This window comes from Brevibacillus sp. B_LB10_24 (assembly GCF_046036945.1).
Taxonomy (GTDB): Bacteria; Bacillota; Bacilli; order Brevibacillales; family Brevibacillaceae; genus Brevibacillus_C.
In genome coordinates this window covers 110976-128788 of record NZ_JBJQOQ010000005.1, presented here as the reverse complement: position 1 = coordinate 128788, position 17813 = coordinate 110976, and the positions used below count along the sequence as shown (strand labels likewise).

Annotated in this window: 16 protein-coding genes; all 16 read left to right on the top strand. The window is 52.6% G+C overall.

What is annotated here, in order from left to right; translation table 11 throughout:
• Nucleotides 1-17: 17 nt before the first annotated feature.
• The 16 genes from ACI7RC_RS07315 (at nt 18) to ACI7RC_RS07240 (ending at nt 17808) form a co-directional block, all read left to right on the top strand.
• Nucleotides 18-932 (top strand): S66 peptidase family protein, encoded by a 915-nt coding sequence (locus tag ACI7RC_RS07315; protein ID WP_408107581.1) that lies wholly within the window; start codon nt 18-20, stop codon nt 930-932.
• 115 nt (nt 933-1047) lie between these two features.
• Nucleotides 1048-1761: a response regulator transcription factor gene (locus ACI7RC_RS07310; RefSeq protein ID WP_408107580.1), complete on the top strand. Its 714-nt coding sequence runs from the start codon at nt 1048-1050 to the stop codon at nt 1759-1761.
• Nucleotides 1758-2861 carry a sensor histidine kinase gene (locus ACI7RC_RS07305; RefSeq protein ID WP_408107579.1) on the top strand — a complete coding sequence of 368 codons (1104 nt, stop codon included), beginning with the start codon at nt 1758-1760 and terminating at the stop codon, nt 2859-2861. The genes ACI7RC_RS07310 and ACI7RC_RS07305 overlap by 4 nt, the downstream gene beginning before the upstream one ends.
• A gap of 104 nt (nt 2862-2965) precedes the next feature.
• Nucleotides 2966-3742, top strand: coding sequence for an ABC transporter ATP-binding protein (locus tag ACI7RC_RS07300; protein WP_408107578.1), 777 nt, complete (start codon nt 2966-2968; stop codon nt 3740-3742).
• Nucleotides 3717-5651 carry an ABC transporter permease gene (locus ACI7RC_RS07295; protein WP_408107577.1) on the top strand — a complete coding sequence of 645 codons (1935 nt, stop codon included), beginning with the start codon at nt 3717-3719 and terminating at the stop codon, nt 5649-5651. The genes ACI7RC_RS07300 and ACI7RC_RS07295 overlap by 26 nt, the downstream gene beginning before the upstream one ends.
• A 144-nt stretch (nt 5652-5795) precedes the next feature.
• Entirely contained in the window at nt 5796-6695 is a 900-nt protein-coding gene (locus ACI7RC_RS07290) for a PEP/pyruvate-binding domain-containing protein (protein ID WP_408107576.1), read from the top strand.
• A 12-nt stretch (nt 6696-6707) separates the two neighbouring features.
• The gene (locus ACI7RC_RS07285; RefSeq protein WP_408107575.1) at nt 6708-8342 is read left to right on the top strand and encodes a PEP-utilizing enzyme; all 1635 of its coding nucleotides are present in this window, start codon (nt 6708-6710) and stop codon (nt 8340-8342) included.
• Nucleotides 8329-9669 (top strand): MFS transporter, encoded by a 1341-nt coding sequence (locus ACI7RC_RS07280; RefSeq protein ID WP_408107574.1) that lies wholly within the window; start codon nt 8329-8331, stop codon nt 9667-9669. Before ACI7RC_RS07285 ends, ACI7RC_RS07280 begins: the two co-directional genes overlap by 14 nt.
• A 394-nt stretch (nt 9670-10063) precedes the next feature.
• Nucleotides 10064-11311, top strand: a complete 1248-nt coding sequence (gene ilvA / locus ACI7RC_RS07275; RefSeq protein WP_408107573.1) for a threonine ammonia-lyase IlvA — start codon at nt 10064-10066, stop codon at nt 11309-11311.
• Nucleotides 11312-11466: 155 nt separating this feature from the next.
• Entirely contained in the window at nt 11467-11679 is a 213-nt protein-coding gene (locus ACI7RC_RS07270; RefSeq protein WP_408107572.1) for a DUF6366 family protein, read from the top strand.
• Between the two features lie 249 nt (nt 11680-11928).
• Nucleotides 11929-13203 carry a stage II sporulation protein P gene (gene spoIIP, locus ACI7RC_RS07265; RefSeq protein WP_408107571.1) on the top strand — a complete coding sequence of 425 codons (1275 nt, stop codon included), beginning with the start codon at nt 11929-11931 and terminating at the stop codon, nt 13201-13203.
• A 198-nt stretch (nt 13204-13401) separates the two neighbouring features.
• Nucleotides 13402-13863: a helix-turn-helix domain-containing protein gene (locus ACI7RC_RS07260; RefSeq protein ID WP_408107570.1), complete on the top strand. Its 462-nt coding sequence runs from the start codon at nt 13402-13404 to the stop codon at nt 13861-13863.
• Nucleotides 13864-14042: 179 nt separating this feature from the next.
• Nucleotides 14043-14171 carry a hypothetical protein gene (locus tag ACI7RC_RS07255; protein WP_408107569.1) on the top strand — a complete coding sequence of 43 codons (129 nt, stop codon included), beginning with the start codon at nt 14043-14045 and terminating at the stop codon, nt 14169-14171.
• 161 nt (nt 14172-14332) lie between these two features.
• On the top strand, nt 14333-15451 hold the full coding sequence (locus tag ACI7RC_RS07250) for a PRK06851 family protein (RefSeq protein WP_408107568.1): 1119 nt from the start codon (nt 14333-14335) through the stop codon (nt 15449-15451).
• 154 nt (nt 15452-15605) lie between these two features.
• Nucleotides 15606-16388 (top strand): DUF169 domain-containing protein, encoded by a 783-nt coding sequence (locus ACI7RC_RS07245; protein ID WP_408107567.1) that lies wholly within the window; start codon nt 15606-15608, stop codon nt 16386-16388.
• A 103-nt stretch (nt 16389-16491) separates the two neighbouring features.
• A complete protein-coding gene (locus ACI7RC_RS07240; RefSeq protein WP_408107566.1) occupies nt 16492-17808 on the top strand; it encodes a DmpA family aminopeptidase in 1317 nt (438 codons plus the stop codon).
• Nucleotides 17809-17813 lie beyond the last annotated feature (5 nt).

Below are 17813 nucleotides of genomic sequence, written 5' to 3'. Positions count from 1 at the left end.
GAAAGGCAGGGGATAACATGCGCAAAGGGAAAGTCTTGCAACCGGGAGACACGATCGGCGTGCCGGCTCCTTCCAGTCCCGATCAGCTTCCCAAGGTTGAAGCGGCGAAAAAACGGCTGGAGGGGTACGGCTTCAAAGTAATAATGGGAGAGTGCTGTTATCAAACGTATGGCGGCTATTTGGCGGGAACGCCGGAAAACCGGGCAAGAGAACTGATGAGGATGTTTACCGATCCGGACGTGGACGGTATAATCTGCTTGCGGGGAGGGTATGGCACGCCGCAGATCCTGGACCTGCTCGATTATCAGGTAATCGCCGAGCATCCCAAATTGTTTGTGGGCTACAGCGACATCACGGCACTGCATATCGCCTTTCAGAAGATAGCGGGGCTGGCCACACTCCACGGACCGATGACCCGCTGCAAACTGGACGATCATTCCCGGGAGTTTTGGCTGCGGGCGCTGACCCAGGCGGCACCGCTGGGCCAGATCGTCCATCCGGAAGCACAGACCGTTACCCTGGTGCCGGGGACGTGTCAGGGGCAGATCGTCGGAGGAAACCTTTCTCTGATAACAGCTGCACTCGGGACACCTTATGAAATCGATACAAGAGGGAAAATCCTGTTCATCGAAGATGTCGGCGAAGAGCCCTATCGAGTCGACCGCATGCTGACACAGCTTGCGCTGGCCGGAAAGTTTGCGGAGGCGGAGGGCATCGTCCTCGGCACCTGGGAAGAGTGTGAGCCGAAGGAATCCGACAGTTTTTCTGTGGTCAATTTGTTCCACAATATCATCGCTCCTTTCCGAAAGCCGACGATCTACAATCTGCAGGTCGGCCACGGAGAAAGAAATCTCGCGCTGCCATTAGGGGTATACGCCCATTTGGATGCAACAGCAGGGAACTTGACGATCATGGAAAGTCTCTTTATATAGCGAAATAGCGAATCGACCCATCCTGCATGTCTGGTGCAGGATTTTTTTACGTCATCTCATTGCAGAGGGATTTGCTATAATCATAGAACAGGATTTGTCATATGGAGGAAATGTTATGTACCGCATTCTCATTGTCGAGGATGATGACAAAATAGCCGCCATCCTCATGAATTACGTCAGGAAATACGGATACCAAGTGATCAGGGCTGAACAGTTCCACGATATCAAGCAGGAATTTGCCGCCCACAAGCCGGATCTGGTGCTGCTCGACATCAACCTGCCCCAGTTTGACGGGTTTTACTGGTGTCGGCAGATTCGCACGATTTCCAACGTCCCGATTCTTTTCTTATCGGCAAGGGTAGGAGAGATGGACCAGGTGATGGCAATCGAAAACGGCGGAGACGATTATATGACCAAGCCGTTCAACCTGGATCTGCTGATGGCCAAGATCAAAAGCGCCCTTCGCCGGGCGTACGGAGAGTACGCTGCACCTGCAGCCACTCGGGAAGAAGTGGATGTCATGGGCCTTACGTTTGACCGCTCCAAGCACTTGCTGCAGTGGAATGGCAGGCAGACGGAATTAAGTAAAAACGAATCGCTGTTGATCGATATCCTGTGTACGAGAGTCGGGCAGATCGTCTCCAGGGAGGAACTTTTGGAGGCGCTTTGGGATGATGTACAGTTTGTCGATGACAATACCTTGACCGTCAATGTGACCCGCGTTCGCAAGAAGCTGGAGGAAATCGGCATCACAAAAGCGATCGAGACCATCCGCGGCCAAGGGTACCGGTTGAATGTCACCTGGTCGGAGCAAGGTGGAGCGAGATGAGGGAATCGGACGCCAAACACGGGTTTACTTTCAGACATTTTTTGCGTGACAGGAGTTTGTTTCTCGTATCGTTTTCCATATCGTTTGCCCTCGTCTTGCTGGTCATCTTCCTCGATATGCTGCGGCATCGCTACTATACCGGCTGGGACAGTCTGCTGTACATGCTCATACTTGCGCTGGCCGGGCTCTTGACAGGGCTTTTCTGGGACTACTTCAGACAAAAAGCCTTCTACCGCAGCGTGAACAGCGTGCTGTCCGATCCTAAGCCGGACCTGGAGACGATCACCCGCATTCAGCGGGGAATTACGCATGAGCAGCAGGTTTTGCTGCAGATTTTGCAGGATCAGCACATGGACTTCATGAGCAAACTGACGCAATACCGAAAGCAGCAAGATTTTCATCACGACTTTACCAATCAGTGGGTCCACCAGATGAAAACGCCGGTGTCCGTCATCGATCTGCTGATTCAACAGTCGAAAGAGCTGCAGCCGGCGCCTCCGCTGCAGGAATTGCTGCAGAGCATTCGGGAGGAAAACGAACGAATCACCTACGGACTTGAGATGATGCTGCATACAGCCCGCCTGGACAAGTTTGAGCTTGATCTGCACGTCAAGCAGCTCGACCTGCTCCAGCTGGTGCGCCGGGTCGTCAACCGGTACAAAAAGGCCTGCATCCGCTGGTCCATCTACCCAAAAGTTACCGGCGACGAGCAGACCGTCGCAACCGACGAGAAGTGGCTGGGCTTTGTCCTCAATCAACTGGTCACCAATGCGCTGAAATACTCTCGGGACAAACCGGGAAACAAGCAACTTTTGATCGTGGTAGAGCAAACAGTCCAAGGCTGCAGGCTGCGGGTGACGGACGAGGGGATCGGCATCGCGGAACAAGATCAGCCAAGGGTGTTCGATCCATTTTTCACCGGTGACAACGGCCGGCTTTATCCGGAGTCGACAGGGATGGGCTTGTATCTGGCCAAACAGATCTGCAGCCGCCTCGGGCACCGGCTTGAGCTGCAGTCCGTACCGGGGGAGGGGACGACTGCCACGATCCATTTCACAGCGGATTCCCTGCACCGAATGCCATTCCTTGAAGACAAGTGACAAAATTGTAAGGTACAGGCGCCGTATTGAAAGGTAGATCGATGTCTCGGGACTCTCCTCCAGACTTATACTGAGGCTACCATCAAAAATGGGAGGAATCAGTCATGAGCGTATTGCTGGCTCAATCCGTAACCAAGATTTACAGTTCGAAGGGGAATGTCTCATATAAGGCATTGGAGGATATCAATCTGGAGATCGACCCCGGAGAATTTGTCGGTGTCATGGGCCCGTCCGGCAGCGGAAAAACCACCCTGCTGAATATTCTCGCCACGATTGACAAACCGACTTCAGGCCACATCGAGATCAACGGGACAAATCCGACGAAGCTGAAAAACAAGCAACTGGCATTGTTTCGCAGGCGCGAGCTGGGCTTCATCTTTCAGGATTTCAATCTGCTCGATACCTTGTCGATCAAAGAAAACATCCTGCTGCCGCTCGTACTGGAGAAAATGGACGTGCGGGAAATGGAGTCACGCCTATTGGAGTGTGCCCGGCTGCTCGGCATCGAGCACATCCTGGACAAGCGGACGTATGAAGTCTCGGGCGGTCAAAAGCAGCGGGCGGCGATCGCCAGGGCGATCATTCACCGTCCCTCCATATTGCTGGCTGATGAGCTGACAGGGAACCTCGACTCGAAGGCAGCCAAAGACGTGATGGAGTCGCTGCGCGAGCTCAATGAGCAGATGAATGCGACGATCATGATGGTGACCCACGATCCGTTCGCCGCGAGTTACTGCCGGCGCATTATTTTTATCAAGGACGGGAAGTTTTTCTCGGAAATCCGCCGCGGTACGAACCGCCAGGCTTTTTTTCAGCAAATCCTGGATGCGTTGAGCGTGTTGGGAGGGAACTTTGATGAAGTTTCACCAACTCGCGCTTAAGAATATAAGAGGAAATTGGCACCAGTACAGCGCCTTCTTTTTGAGCAGCGTCTTCTCTGTAACCCTATTTTTCATCTATGCAGCCTTTATCTTTCACCCGGATGTGATCAATGGCCATATCCGCGGAGGAGACAAGGTTCGTATCGGGATGACAGCCTGCGAATACATCATCCTCATCTTTTCGTTTTTCTTCGTCCTGTACTCGATCTCTGCGTTTCTCAAGTCGCGGAAGAAAGAGTTTGGCCTGCTTGCGCTCTTCGGGCTGACCAACGGCCAGATCAAGCGGATGGTGTACTACGAGAATCTGCTGATCAGTTTGCTGTCGATTGCCACCGGGATCGTTTTTGGCATCCTGTTTAGCAAGCTGTTTTTTATGGCACTTGCTGTTCTGATGAACGTAGACAGTCCCATTCGCTTTTTCATTCCGCCGAAAGCGTTGTTGTGGACGGCGGGCGGTTTTTTCCTGCTGTTCCAGGCGATCACGTTGATGACCTTGTTCCAGGTCGGCCGTACAGAGATTGTCGACTTGCTGAAAGAGTCAAAAAAGCCGAAATCGCTGCCGCTCGCCTCTAAATGGCTGGTCCTGCTTTCCGCTGTATGCATCGGCGGCGGGTATTACCTGGCGGTCCGAATGGACGGGAATAATGCCATCCTGGTCATGCTGCCGATTCTGTTTCTCGTCATCGCCGGGACCTATTTTTTGTTTACGCAGAGCAGTGTCGTCATCCTCCGCGCGCTTGGCCGCAACAAACCGTTGTACTACCGGGGAACCAACCTGCTCACGATCTCGCAGCTTGTCTTCAAGATCAAAGACAATGCCCGCATTCTCTTCATGGTCTCGATCCTGTGCGCGGTCGTTCTGACCGCTTCCGCTACTCTGTACGTCTTCAATCAGAGCCAACGCGACCAGATCATGGCGCACGTTCCGCAGACGATTGGCTTTGTCGAAAAGGGACTGCATCAGCACCAGGTGATAGATCCGCAGAAACTGAATGAGATCCTGCAGCAAGACGGGGTGGAGATTGAATACGAGGCAAAACTGGCTGGGGTTCCCGTCAGCATGATGCTGAAGACTGACTGGCAGCAGGACGTGCTGGTCGTCTCGGCAACGGATTACAATCAATTGGCAGGACGCGTAAAGGGGACAACTCAGGTACAGGTAGACAGAGGGCATGCTGTTTTTGTCTATCCGTATCACGAGATGTCTGGAGGTTTTTTCCAAAAAAATCAGCCTGTCTCGACTACCGCTGCCAATGTGGAATTGAATCTCGTGGTGGACAAAGAGGTGAGCGGAGCTGTTGTCATTCCGTTGGAAGCAACCTCGTTTCTCTTGGTGCTCAGCGATGAGCAGTACCGGGAGATTATGGCGAGGGTGCCTGACAGCGAGAAAGTGGTCGCCTACGGGTATGAGTTGAAACATTGGGAATCGACGGGCGAGACCGTCAAGAAAATCGAGCAGGCAGTCCCGCGCGACCAAAGCATGAATTTCCGTTCCCGTGTAGAAGACTATCTGGAGATGAATCAATTCAATTCACTCACGCTCTTCATCGGCGTATTCGTCAGCTTTCTGTTTTTCATCGCTTCCGGGAGCATCATCTTCTTTAAATTGTTTACCGAGCTGCAGGATGACCAGGCGCAGTTTCGGGCGCTGGTGCGGATCGGCATGTCCCTGCCCGAAATCCGCCGGATCGTCTCGACGCAAATTGCCGCGATCTTCTTTATTCCCTGTGTCGTCGGCATCGTCCATACGCTGTTCGCGATGAAATCGCTCAGCAACCTGCTGGGCGGCAACATTTGGCCGTATGCCCTGCTGGTCGTCGCCATCTATATCGTCATGCAGTCTGCTTACTTTTTCGTCACCCGCAGATCATACATGAAAAAAATTACGAGCGAAGCGCTCATGAGTTAAATGGTAAAATTTAGGGTAACAAAGGGACGCGTCAGGAATGGCGCGTCCTTGGTTTTTCTCTATGCATGAAAGTGTGAATGCGACATATTGTGTAATTATGATTCGCTTCATGTAAAAAAATTGTAAAGGTTAGGAGTGCGATTGTTGTACACTGTTCCTCTCAAACAGGCGGGCCAGTCAGCGATTCAGCTCGTCGGTTCAAAGGCATGGCACCTCGGCCGATTGATGCAAGCGGGCATCCGCATCCCCGATGGATTCGTCATCACTTCCCAAGCGCTGGAGCGATTTAGGCAAGGGCAAGATTTGGCCTGGATCACCAGGGAGGATGAGATTGGCCAAGAGATTCTGCAAGCCGCCATGCCGGCCGATGTGGCAGTTGAGATTGCCGCCGCCTATCAATCCCTGCAAACGTCTGCAAGCCAGCGGCCTATCCCCGTTGCCGTCCGCTCCTCCTCATCCGCAGAAGATCTGCCGGAGTCATCCTTTGCCGGACAATACGACACCATCTTGAACGTCCGCGGTACGGCTCAGCTGGAAGAGAGCATCAAGCGCTGCTGGTCCTCGCTGTTCTCTCCTCAAGTCATACAGTATGTTCAGCATCAAAACATCTTCACCGAAGTTCCCTCCATGGCAGTCCTCGTCCAGCAAATGATTCCGGCCGACGTGTCCGGTGTCATCTTCAGCATGAATCCGCTGAATCGCGACAGGGAGCAAATCGTCATCAACGCGAGTTACGGCTTGGGGGAAGCGGTGGTCTCGGGCTTGGTGACGCCAGATACGTTTTACGTAAACAAATGGGATCTGCACCTGCGCAAAGAATTGGGACAAAAAGAGATGAAAATCGTGTCCCGATGCCAGGGGACGGAGGAGGTCGAGACGAGCGTTGCCGAGCAAAGCCGCTATTGTCTCTTTGATGCCGACATCCTTGCTTTGGCAAAGCTGGCCAAGAAGCTTGAAGCGTTCTGCCAATACCCGGTTGATATTGAATTCGCCGTAAAAGACCAATGGATCTACATCCTGCAGGCAAGACCGATCACAACCTGAGGAGGAGCCGATATGATTAGCCGAACAGGATTTCAGCAGGAGATTTTTTTGAGCGAGGAGGATAAGCGGCAGGGCTTTTGGGTACAAGACGACGTCCATTTAGGGCATGCCGTCAGCCCTTTGTTTGCCTCCTTTCAGATTCCCGCGATGACGGAAGGGACCAAACTGGCATTCGAGAACCTGAAATCTCCTGTCAGCCAATTTCACGTAAAGCTGTCGGATGGACGGATTTATCAACACACGATTCCCTATGCGGGAAAGATGGAACAGCGTTTGCAGGAACATCAAGCCAGGGTCGGACCGCTTTTCCCAATCTTGAAAAAGAGATTGTTCGACACGGTAGAAGCAGTGTTCCTCCCTTTTTACCGCCGTATGGACTTTTATCGGAGCCAGCCGCTCACCCTGGACGAGGCATTACAAATTGTTACAGAACTGTACGAGTTTTACATAAGGGCCTGGCAGCTCCACTTTGAGCTGGTGATGCCCAGAGCTTCCCTGACGATGTCTTTGGAGCGGGCATATACGGAGGCAACCGGCGACCCCGACCCTACGGTCGTCTACGGCTACTTGGCCGGCGTGATGAACAAGACGTTGGAAACCGATAGAGAGCTGTGGAATCTGGCGAGACAGGTGAAACATTCGAGCTGGCTCACGGAGCTGTTTGCCGGCACGGCGGCAGAGGAGATCGAACCACGGCTGTCAGAGCATCAGGACGGAAGAGATTTGCTGCTGCAGGTGGAGGCCTTTCTCCAAGAGTACGGGTACCGAACGGCCAATTCCCATGAATTTGCGGATGAGACTTGGATCGAAAATCCGGTACATGTCCTCTCCGTCATTGCCAGATACGTGGAGAAAGAATACGATTTTGCCGGTGAGTTTGCCCGGATCGTCAGCGAGCGGGAAGAGAAACTGACCCGGCTGTTGGCTGGATTGCCCGAGGGGGAAGCCAAAGAGAGATTCGTGCAGCTGCACAGTTGGGCGCTTGATTGTGCCGGACTGGATGAAGATCACCACTTCTACATCGATGCCATGCTTCCGGCCAAATCGCGCCTGGTCCTGCTGCGTGTCGGCGAATTGTTGGCCGAATCCGGCGCCATCGGTCATAAAGAAGACATTTTCTTCCTGTTCGCAGATGAACTTTTGGACGTACTGGAGCATCCTACAAGCGTCAGAGACTTGGTGGAGCGTCGCAGGCGGGAGCATTGGGAAAATAAGCAAAAGCAGGTGCCGCCATACTATGGGACCCCTCCCGCTGCTGCAGGGGATGATCCTCTGCTTGAGCGGATATTCGGCGGAAAGCTGCCAGAAGTAGACGAGGAAACGCGGCAATTTACCGGTTATGCCGCTTCCCAGGGAGTTTATACCGGCGTAGTGAAAGTGGTTCGCGATCCCGCGGAATTTGCAAAGGTGCAAAAAGGGGACGTCTTGGTCTGCAAAACCACCACACCGGCTTGGACCGTCTTGTTTTCTGTCGTCGGCGCTGTTGTGACAGACGCGGGAGGGATCTTGTCCCACGGCGGTACAGTGGCGAGAGAATACCGGCTCCCTGCGGTTGTCGGCACCAAAATCGCCACGTCTACGCTAAAAGACGGGGATGTCGTGACAGTGAACGGGACGGACGGAGTGGTCAGTTTTGGCAAAAAGTAGGCAAGGGCTGCTGCTGTTTGCCATTTTGACCGGGACGTTTCTGGTGCCGGTCAATTCTACGATGATCGCGGTGGGGCTGCCCAGCATCGCCGAATCTTTGAATAGTGATCTGATCCATACCTCCTGGGTCGTGACGATCTACTTGATCGTCATGACCACCTTTCAGCCGATCGCCGGCAAATTAGGGGATCTGTACGGCAACCGGCAAACATTTTTGCTGGGGATGCTGTTGTTTCTCATCGCTTCTGTCGGCTGCATCGCGGCGGGCGGACTGCTTGGGCTGAGCGTATTTCGCGCGCTGCAGGCACTGGGCGGGGCACTGGCTTCGCCGAATGCCAGTGCAATCCTGCGCTTTGCCATCCCGAAGGAGCAGATGGGGAGAACCTTTGGCCTGTTTGGCCTGTCGATGGGCCTGGGCGCCGCGATCGGTCCGTTAATCGGCGCGTTTTTAATCAGTCTATGGGGATGGACATCCATTTTCTGGATTAACATTCCCTTCGCTTCTCTCTCGTTCGTCCTTTCTTGGCTCGTACTGCCCAAAAGTGAGTCACGTCCGGCGTCCGCTGTTGATGTGCCCGGTTCGGTCTTGCTGGCGCTTGGCCTGGTGACGCTTATCCTGCTTTCGACACACGCCGAGTACGCCAACGTCTGGACGGTAGGTCTTCTGCTGCTGGTCATTCTCCTGTTTGTGCTGCAGGAGGGGAGGTGCAAGGAGCCGCTGATTCAGTTTGCGCTATTTAAAAAGCGGATGTTTACCAGTGCGAATGTGTCGATCCTGCTGGCAAACGCGATCATGTACAGCACGATTCTGGTCATGCCCATCCTGCTGCAGCGGGATCTGCACCTGCCGATCAAAACCATTGGCTGGCTGATGTTCGCCTTTTCCTTGTGCATGTCGCTTTGTTCCTGGCTGGGGGGATATATGTCCGATCGGATCGGCAAGGATAAGACGGTGCTGCTTTCCTTTGTCATATCGGGTTTGGCCGCCGCGTCTTACCTGGGAATCTATCCCTATCACTCCCTCCTGTACCTGTGTCTCGTGTTCATCCTGGGCGGGGTTGGTTCCGGCATCGGGACTGCCGCGATGCAAACGGCTTCCCTGCAGGCCGTCGCCAAGGAGCTGGCCGGGAGCGCTTCCGGTATTTTTTTGACCTTTCGCTACATCGGCGGGATGATCGCCTCGGTCCTGGTCAGCCTGCTGGTCGATTATCGCCTGCTGTTTACCATGCTGATCGGGTTTGCCATCCTCGGCATACCGGTATCGCTCGGGCTGCTGGATTCGACCGGCCATCAGGTGCGGCGGGAGCGGCAGGACACCGGGGGTTGACAACGATCCGAAGAGGTACCTATAATCGTATTATCCAACCCGAAAACTTTGATGAGAAAAACACTTCGAAATTATTGCAAGCGAAGATAAGGACAAGTAAAAGAGGGCTCTGGCGCCAGAGAGCTGTCCCGCGTGCTGAAAGGACGGCCGTTACTCCCGCTTTGAATATCACCTTAGAGCTTTGTTTTCGAACGGGCAGCGCGCGCCCCAGTAAAAAACAACGGAGAAGTCGCCGTTATCAGACTAGAGTCTTGGCCAAGACTTACCAAGCCTGTTTTTCGCGAGGAAAGCAGGAAAGTTGAGTGGTACCGCGATACTCTCGCCTCAGCAATCATCTCAGATTGCCGGGCGGGAGTTTTCTTTTTGGCTCAATTTGTAATCGGAGGAAAACGAGATGAATCATGTAAGGATGGAAGATATCATTCTGGCGAATCACGCCTTAAAAGAGGTCGTTAACAAGACGCCGCTGCAGAAGAACCAGCGTCTGTCGAACCGTTACAACTGCAATGTATACCTGAAGCGGGAGGACCTGCAAGTCGTCCGGTCGTTTAAGATTAGAGGCGCTTACTACCTGATTCAGAGCCTGTCGGAGGAGGAAAGGCAAAAAGGCGTCGTCTGCGCCAGTGCCGGCAACCATGCCCAGGGGGTAGCCTATTCCTGTCAGCAGCTGGGGATAGAAGGGAAGATCTTTATGCCGACGACGACACCGCGGCAGAAGGTCTCCCAAGTGAAGCTGTTCGGCGGCTCGTTTGTGGAAGTCATCCTCACCGGCGATACGTTTGACGATTCTTACTACGAAGCGATGAGGTACTGCACGGAAGAGGACAAGACGTTTATCCACCCATTCGACGATGCGAAGGTGATTGCCGGACAGGGAACGGTTGGCCTGGAGATCATGAATGACATCGAGGATACGGTTGACTACGTCTTCGTCAGTGTAGGCGGCGGCGGGCTTGCTTCCGGCGTGGGGACTTATGTAAAAGGGATCAATCCCGCGGCGAAAATCATCGGCGTCGAACCCGCCGGTGCTCCTGCCATGCGCCATTCCCTGGAGAAGGATGACACCGTGACCCTCGGGGATATCGAAAAATTCGTCGATGGCGCTGCTGTCAAGCAAGTGGGGCACCTCACCCTGGAAATATGTAAAGAGGTACTGGACGAAGTGGCGCTGGTGCCGGAAGGGAAAGTGTGCACCAGCATTCTCGAACTCTACAACGAACATGCGATCGTCGCTGAACCGGCTGGTGCGCTGCCGCTTGCCGCCCTTGATTTTTACCGCGACGAGATCGCCGGGAAGAACGTCGTCTGCATCGTCAGCGGGGGAAATAACGACATTGACCGGATGCAGGAGATCAAGGAAAGATCGCTTGTATACGAAGGCTTGAAGCATTACTTTATCATCAGTTTCCCGCAGCGGGCCGGCGCCTTGCGGGAGTTTATCGAACGGGTATTGGGGCCGGACGATGACATCACCCGCTTCGAATACACCAAGAAGAACAACAAGGAAAACGGCCCTGCTCTGGTGGGGATCGAGCTGAAAAAACGGGAGGACTACCAACCGCTGGTCGACCGGATGAATCAGTACAGTGTGAAATACGTGGAGATAACCGAGGATCCGTATTTGTTTAATCTGTTGATCTAAGGGAGGGGCTGCCTGAGCCAGGCAGCCTCGTCTTGTTTCCATTGCGAATGATGGCAGCGTAACAAGGTATTTGGGAATATTTGTCGAAATGTAATTTATTCATCATATGAGAAAACAAGTCGCACGTAGTGAAGTTTTTATCAGGAGGTGGTTACATGGATGCTCGAAAAGAAACACCTGAAGAAAAACGAGAACGTTTAAGACAAGAAGAAATAAAAAATAACCCTACTGGTGCGTTTGGTGATGGATTCAATCGTGCTGAATCCGGAAATTTAGCTGATTTAGTTGGCGGTTTGGGATGGAAAGGAACTGGAATTTTAATTTTACTTTTGGTGATAGGGTATGTCATTTATAAAGTACTGTCGTGAATGCTCCCCCACTTACTCGCTAACGCGAGTTGAAGTTGAGGCATCTTACCATGAGACTTCCGACGCAAGATGTTAAAAATAATAGGGTCGTCACTTGAACCAATAAGCGTATTCGAGATTTTTCGAATACGCTTATTGGTTTGTAGAAAAAGAAAACATTTGGAAAATAGAGGAGGACTTTCTCAAACGATGTCGAATATTGCTAAAAATATCCATTTACAAAGAGTGAGAGTAAGGAGAGAGTAAACCTTGTTGCTTCGTAAAACATTCCTGGGCGGAAGCGTCGTCGCTATGCTTTTAATTGCAATGTCCGATCCTGCTTATGGAGCTGCTGCATTTGAAATGACGAAGAACAACGTCGGCAGCGAAAGCGTTCGGGTTGATTCAAGGGGGCCGATTTTGGCCGGATCCTTTGTCAAGATCGTCGACAACACGAATCTGCGGCGCGGTCCAGGGCTTGAGTATGACATCGTCGGCAAAGCCAAACCGGGCGATTCATTTCCGATTGCCGCCTTGGAAGGAGAATGGTACAACATCACACTTCCAAGCGGTGTCACCGCTTATGTCGCCAGTTGGGTCGTGCAGACCGATACACCCGCTCAAATCGAACGAACCGATACACCCGCTCAAGCCGAGCAAATGGAACTGCCGGTTCAAGCAGAGCAGACCGAAATACCCGCGCCTGCCGTCAACATCATAGACAATACCAATTTGCGCAGCGGTCCGGGGCTTGAGCATGACATCGTCGGCAAAGCCAAGCCGGGTGACTCGTTTCCAATCGTCGGAACCCAGGGAGATTGGCATCAAGTATCGCTCCCGGGCGGCAATACCGCGTACGTCGCCAGTTGGGTCGTAACAACGAACCTGGATCAAATGGATGAACAAGGAACGGACAAAAAAGTATACGTCTACCATACTCACAACCGCGAATCCTGGAAAAATGTCGCGCGCAATCAGCAAGGAACATCTATCGACGATCCTGCCGTGAACATTACGTTGGTAGGCAAGCAGATCGGAAAGGGCTTGCAGGAGAGGGGCATCGCCACTTTAGTCGGAAACGACGATTTTGCCGAAATGTTAAAGAAACAGAACCTAAGCTACGCCCTTTCTTACGCGGAATCTCGTAAAGCCATCAGCAAAGCGATAGAAGTGCATCCTTCCCTGAATTATTTTTTCGACATTCATCGCGATGCCGATGTTCCGCGTAAAGACACAACCGTTACGATAAACGGTAAATCGTATGCGCGAATCCTATTCGTCATCGGGACCGCTCATCCGAATTACGCCGAAAACAAAAAATTGGCCGAGGCCCTGCACCAACGGCTGAACCAGAAATATCCCGGCTTGTCCCGCGGCGTGCTTACCAAAAGCGCCAAACAGGGGAATGGTGAATACAACCAATCCATCTCACCGGGCAGCTTGTTAATGGAATTCGGTGGCGTAAACAATACGCTGGAAGAGAGCTTGCTTGCGGCCGAGGCGTTTTCGGATGTGTTTGCCGAATTTTACGGTTCGGCCAAATAAACCGTCACAGTCATCTCTGCAGTCGAAATCCCTTGCAAAGCAAGGGATTTTTCTCATTTGTTGCCTTTTTGGACGGAATCGGCTTCACGCCTGATTTCTTCCGCTTGTTCTTTTGTCAGTTGAAATCGCATGTCCACTCCTCCGTGAGAATACAATAAAACTGATATCCTACATGACTCGTGATGATGGGGTGCTGATATGGAACAGAAATGGCAAGAAACGACGTTTCGTTTACCTACAACATTTCTCAATTTGATCGATTACCTGGCTTCTTCTTCGCGCACCCACGGTGTGCAAATGAACCGGGACGATATTGCCCAAGCCGCTTTTTCCTTCTTTTTTTCCCGCTATCTCGACGATCCTCACATAGCGCCGGCCCTGTACGAGGAGATCAAGAAAGACCTCGACGAGCATTTCAGCCTGGGAGCGATGTACCCTTTGAAGAACAGTATCGCTCATTACATCAAGAACGTGAGAAAAATCAACCTGGCCCAAAAAGAGATCGCCCAGCAGCTCGGGATTTCGCCCAGCACGCTTAGTATGATCCTGAAGAACGTAAACCAACCGTCCCTTGACGTTTTTTTGCGGATTTGGATCTGGCTTGGTGTTCCCCCGTTGAAGGAACTGCTTTATCGGGAGATGCCCGAGGAAAAGAAATGAGCTTTCTTTATGTCCAGTGATTCGGAACAATGAATTTCAAATTCATTCTTATGACATAAAGGACAACCTTTGCCTCATAATCTATTGGTAAAAACAGTTTGTTACAAGTGTTACCATCGATCCCTGATTCCATACACAGCAAGGAACATTTCCACCTCTTTCAGGGAGGAGGTGAAGTCATGGGATACTTGGAAAAGCTGTTCTGGCTGTTGAAGGTTGTCGTAACCTCGTTTGAACTTGTCCGGATTTTTTGTCCCCGAAAAAAACCGAGAGGAGCCCACTCCCGCCGACCAAAGCGAAAGAAGTAGACTCCCGGGAAAGCAGAGGTCTTGTCCACCCCTGCTTTCTTCTATATGTATGTTACCCAATTCCCGTTTATACATACAAGGGACAGACGCACAATTTGCTTCTGCCGTCATATGATAGGTGGTGTAAACCACACCCTCGATACTGGAAAGGAGCGGTCCCAATGGGTGAAACGGTTCGGCATTACTTTGCCAGCGGAAATACGGCGGCGGGGGTCCATCTTTTATTTGACTCCGCTTTTCAAGAGCTTGACCAACTCTATATTCTCAAGGGTCGCCCGGGTACGGGCAAGTCGACGATCATGCAGCAGGTTGCAGACGAGATGCTCAGGCAGGGACGAAGTGTAGAGATGTTTCACTGCCCGTTTGACAGCGATACGCTCGATGGGCTTATCCTGACTGAAGAGAGAATCGGGATCGTTGATGGCAGCGCTTGCCGGGAAACGCTGGGGCCGGAGAGTGCCAAAGCGGTCTTCTCTATCGATATGGATCAGGCAGTGGATCAAGCCAAAGTCTCGCGAAACCAGTCCAATTTGGCTGCCCTGCAGGCAGGCTTTGAGGAGACCTGCACAAAAGCGTATGAGACCTTTGCCAAGGCTCTGCGGATTCATGACGAATGGGAAAAGTACTACATCGACAGCATGAATTTTACCAAGGCAAATCAAGCGGCGGAAGAATTGGTCGATTTGTTCTTTGCCAATCGCGTGCAGCAGAAACAGTCGAAGATCAGACACGTCTTCCTGGGGGCGGCTACTCCCAAAGGGGCGGTCGATTTTGTCGAGAATCTAACAGCAGGTGTGTCCAAACGAATTTTTGTCAAAGGCCGGCCTGGATCGGGAAAGTCGACGATGCTGAAAAAATTAGTCTCCGTCGCGGAAGAAAGAGGCTTTGATGCGGAAGTGTTTCACTGCGGTTTCGATCCGGGCAGCCTGGATATGTTGATCTTTCCGGAAATCAGTGTGGCGATCTTCGATTCCACGGCGCCGCACGAGTACTTCCCCAGCAGGGAAAGTGACGAGATCCTGGATATGTACGAACAGGTAATTGCTTCGGGGACGGATGAAAAATACGCTAGAGAAATGGACGGGATCAAAGCGCGTTACAGAAGTGCAATGAACGAGGCGACGTCATACCTCGCCGAAGCCAAAAAAAGGCGCGACCGGTTAAAGGGCTTGTATTTTGAAATGATCGACTTCTCCGTGATCGACCGCTTGTCGCAACAGGTGAAACAAGATATCGAAAAGGCGGTTTTCGCCGTAGATCAGAATGCCTCACGGAAATAAAAGCTTCCCAGATGTCTTAGTTCAAAAAAAAGCGTAAATTCTTGAAATAAGCTGTTCGTTTCCGCATGTCGGGAGCGGACGGCTTTCATTTTGCAGGGCAAAGTGCTACCTTTAAAAAGAAGTGTTTAAATCTTCTGAAAAAAGGAGTGGCAAAATGGACGGGCAAACGAAAGTGTTTCATTGGGAAGAAATCACGAACAAACTGTATCAGCTGCTGCGGTTGAAAACCATTCCGATCGGGATGAAAATGTTTCCGACCAAGGAGGAGATGGAGGCGATTCCGAAGATTCGACGGCCAAACGCGATCCACACGGCAGACCAGGTTGTCGCACAGGCAGCGCGGCTGGGCTGGACGGTGGGCATCACGGCAGAGGACCTGGTCTCAGCTCAATGCGGCGTGGTCATCGGTCTGCATCCGAGAAACGAGGAATGGCTGTCCGGCAGGGAAATGGCGGGAGTGTGGTTTGAAGGAGAGCGGGATTCGGCAGCCCATCAGCAGGCGATGACCACCGTGCCGTACGGAAGGTTTGAAGCGATGGCGGTGTCGCCGCTGGCCTCTGGCCGTTTAAACCCGCCCGACATCTGTCTGATCTATGCGACACCTGGACAAATGATTCTATTTATCAACGGTTTGCAATGGTCCCAATACGAAAAATTCGAGTGGAGCATCGTCGGAGAATCCTCTTGCGCCGACTCGTGGGGGCGGGCCCTCGTCACGGGAAAACCCAGCTTGTCGATACCCTGCTTTGCCGAACGGCGTTACGGCGGTGTATTGGACGATGAACTGCTGATGGCCTTGTCGCCAGAGCATTTAGTCAAGGCGCTGGCAGGGCTGGAACAGTTGAGTAAAAATGGACTACGCTACCCGATTCCGCAATACGGCATACAAATGGATGCCAGAAGCGGATTGGAGGTTAGTTACGGCAAGAAAAAGTAACGAATGGGAAGGATGATGGAAAGATTTGAAGAATTATATTTAAAATTTTCAGATAATGTTATACAAAGTACTCTTTCATTAATCAGGGGAAGGTGAGGATCGGATGTCGAAACGAGATGGTTCACACCAGGATGAGCAGCAGGATATCAAATCACAGATCGCAGAGAAGGAAGTCAGCAGGAGAGAGTTTCTGCAGAAGACGGCGTTGCTGGGACTGACTGCGGCTGTTCCCGGTTCCTTATTCGGTCTCGGGACGGCCATGGCGGCGGATGAGAGTGCGGCAGGTGCCGAGGTCCAAAAGAAAATCACCGGTCGGGTGCGGGTACGCGAGCTGGGGATCAAAATCGGCCGGTTCAATCCCGGCAAATGGAATGCGATTACCGATGTGCCGGGGGTAAAAGTGGGCTATACGACGCTGATTTCCGGAGAAGGCCAGTTGGTGGAGGGAAGGGGTCCGGTGCGGACGGGTGTCACTGTGATCCTCCCGCACGACGGGAACTTGCGGGCGGATCCGCTGTTCGCCGCCCCGCATGTGCTCAATGGCAACGGTGAGATGACCGGGCTTGCTTGGGTGGTGGAATCAGGGCTGTTGACGTCGCCTATCGGGATTACCAACACCCACAGCGTCGGGGTTGTGCGTGACGCCCTGATCGAATACGACGTGAAAAACGGCAACATCAAGCAAGGCACACCGTGGAGCCTGCCCGTGGTTGCGGAGACATACGACGGAGGCTTGAGCGACATCAACGGGTTCCACGTAAAACCGGAGCATGTCTGGCAAGCGCTTGAAAGTGCTTCTGATGGCGTGATCGCAGAGGGCAACGTCGGCGGCGGAACCGGGATGGTGTGCCATGGCTTCAAAGGCGGAACCGGCACATCCTCCCGGGTTCTGCCCGAGTCTCAAGGGGGTTGGACCGTTGGCGTTCTCGTTCAGGCTAATTACGGAAGCAAAGAATTGCTGCGTGTCGATGGCGTTCCTGTCGGCATGGAACTCGTCCAAAAAGAAAAGGGAACAGCATTCACCGGTGAGGTTCCCGCTGAAATGGGCTCGATCATCATCATCGTGGCTACCAACGCCCCCGTTATCCCGACGCAGTGCAGACGCTTGGCGCAGCGGGCTGGTCTTGGCGTCGCACGCATGGGAGGCACCGGCGGCAATGGCAGCGGCGATATCTTCCTGGCCTTTTCCACCGCGAACCGCTCGATTGAATCGGCCAATCCCGCCGTCCCCAGCTCGGTGAAAATGTTGTCTCACAACGCCATGTCGCCGTTGTTTGAAGCGGTCATCGAGGCCACGGAGGAAGCGATATTAAATGCAATGTGCAAGGCGGAAACAATGACAGGAGCGAACGGCAAAACCGTGACGGCGCTGCCGCTGGACGATTTGGTCGACATCATGAAACAGTACAAGCGGCTGTAGGGCAG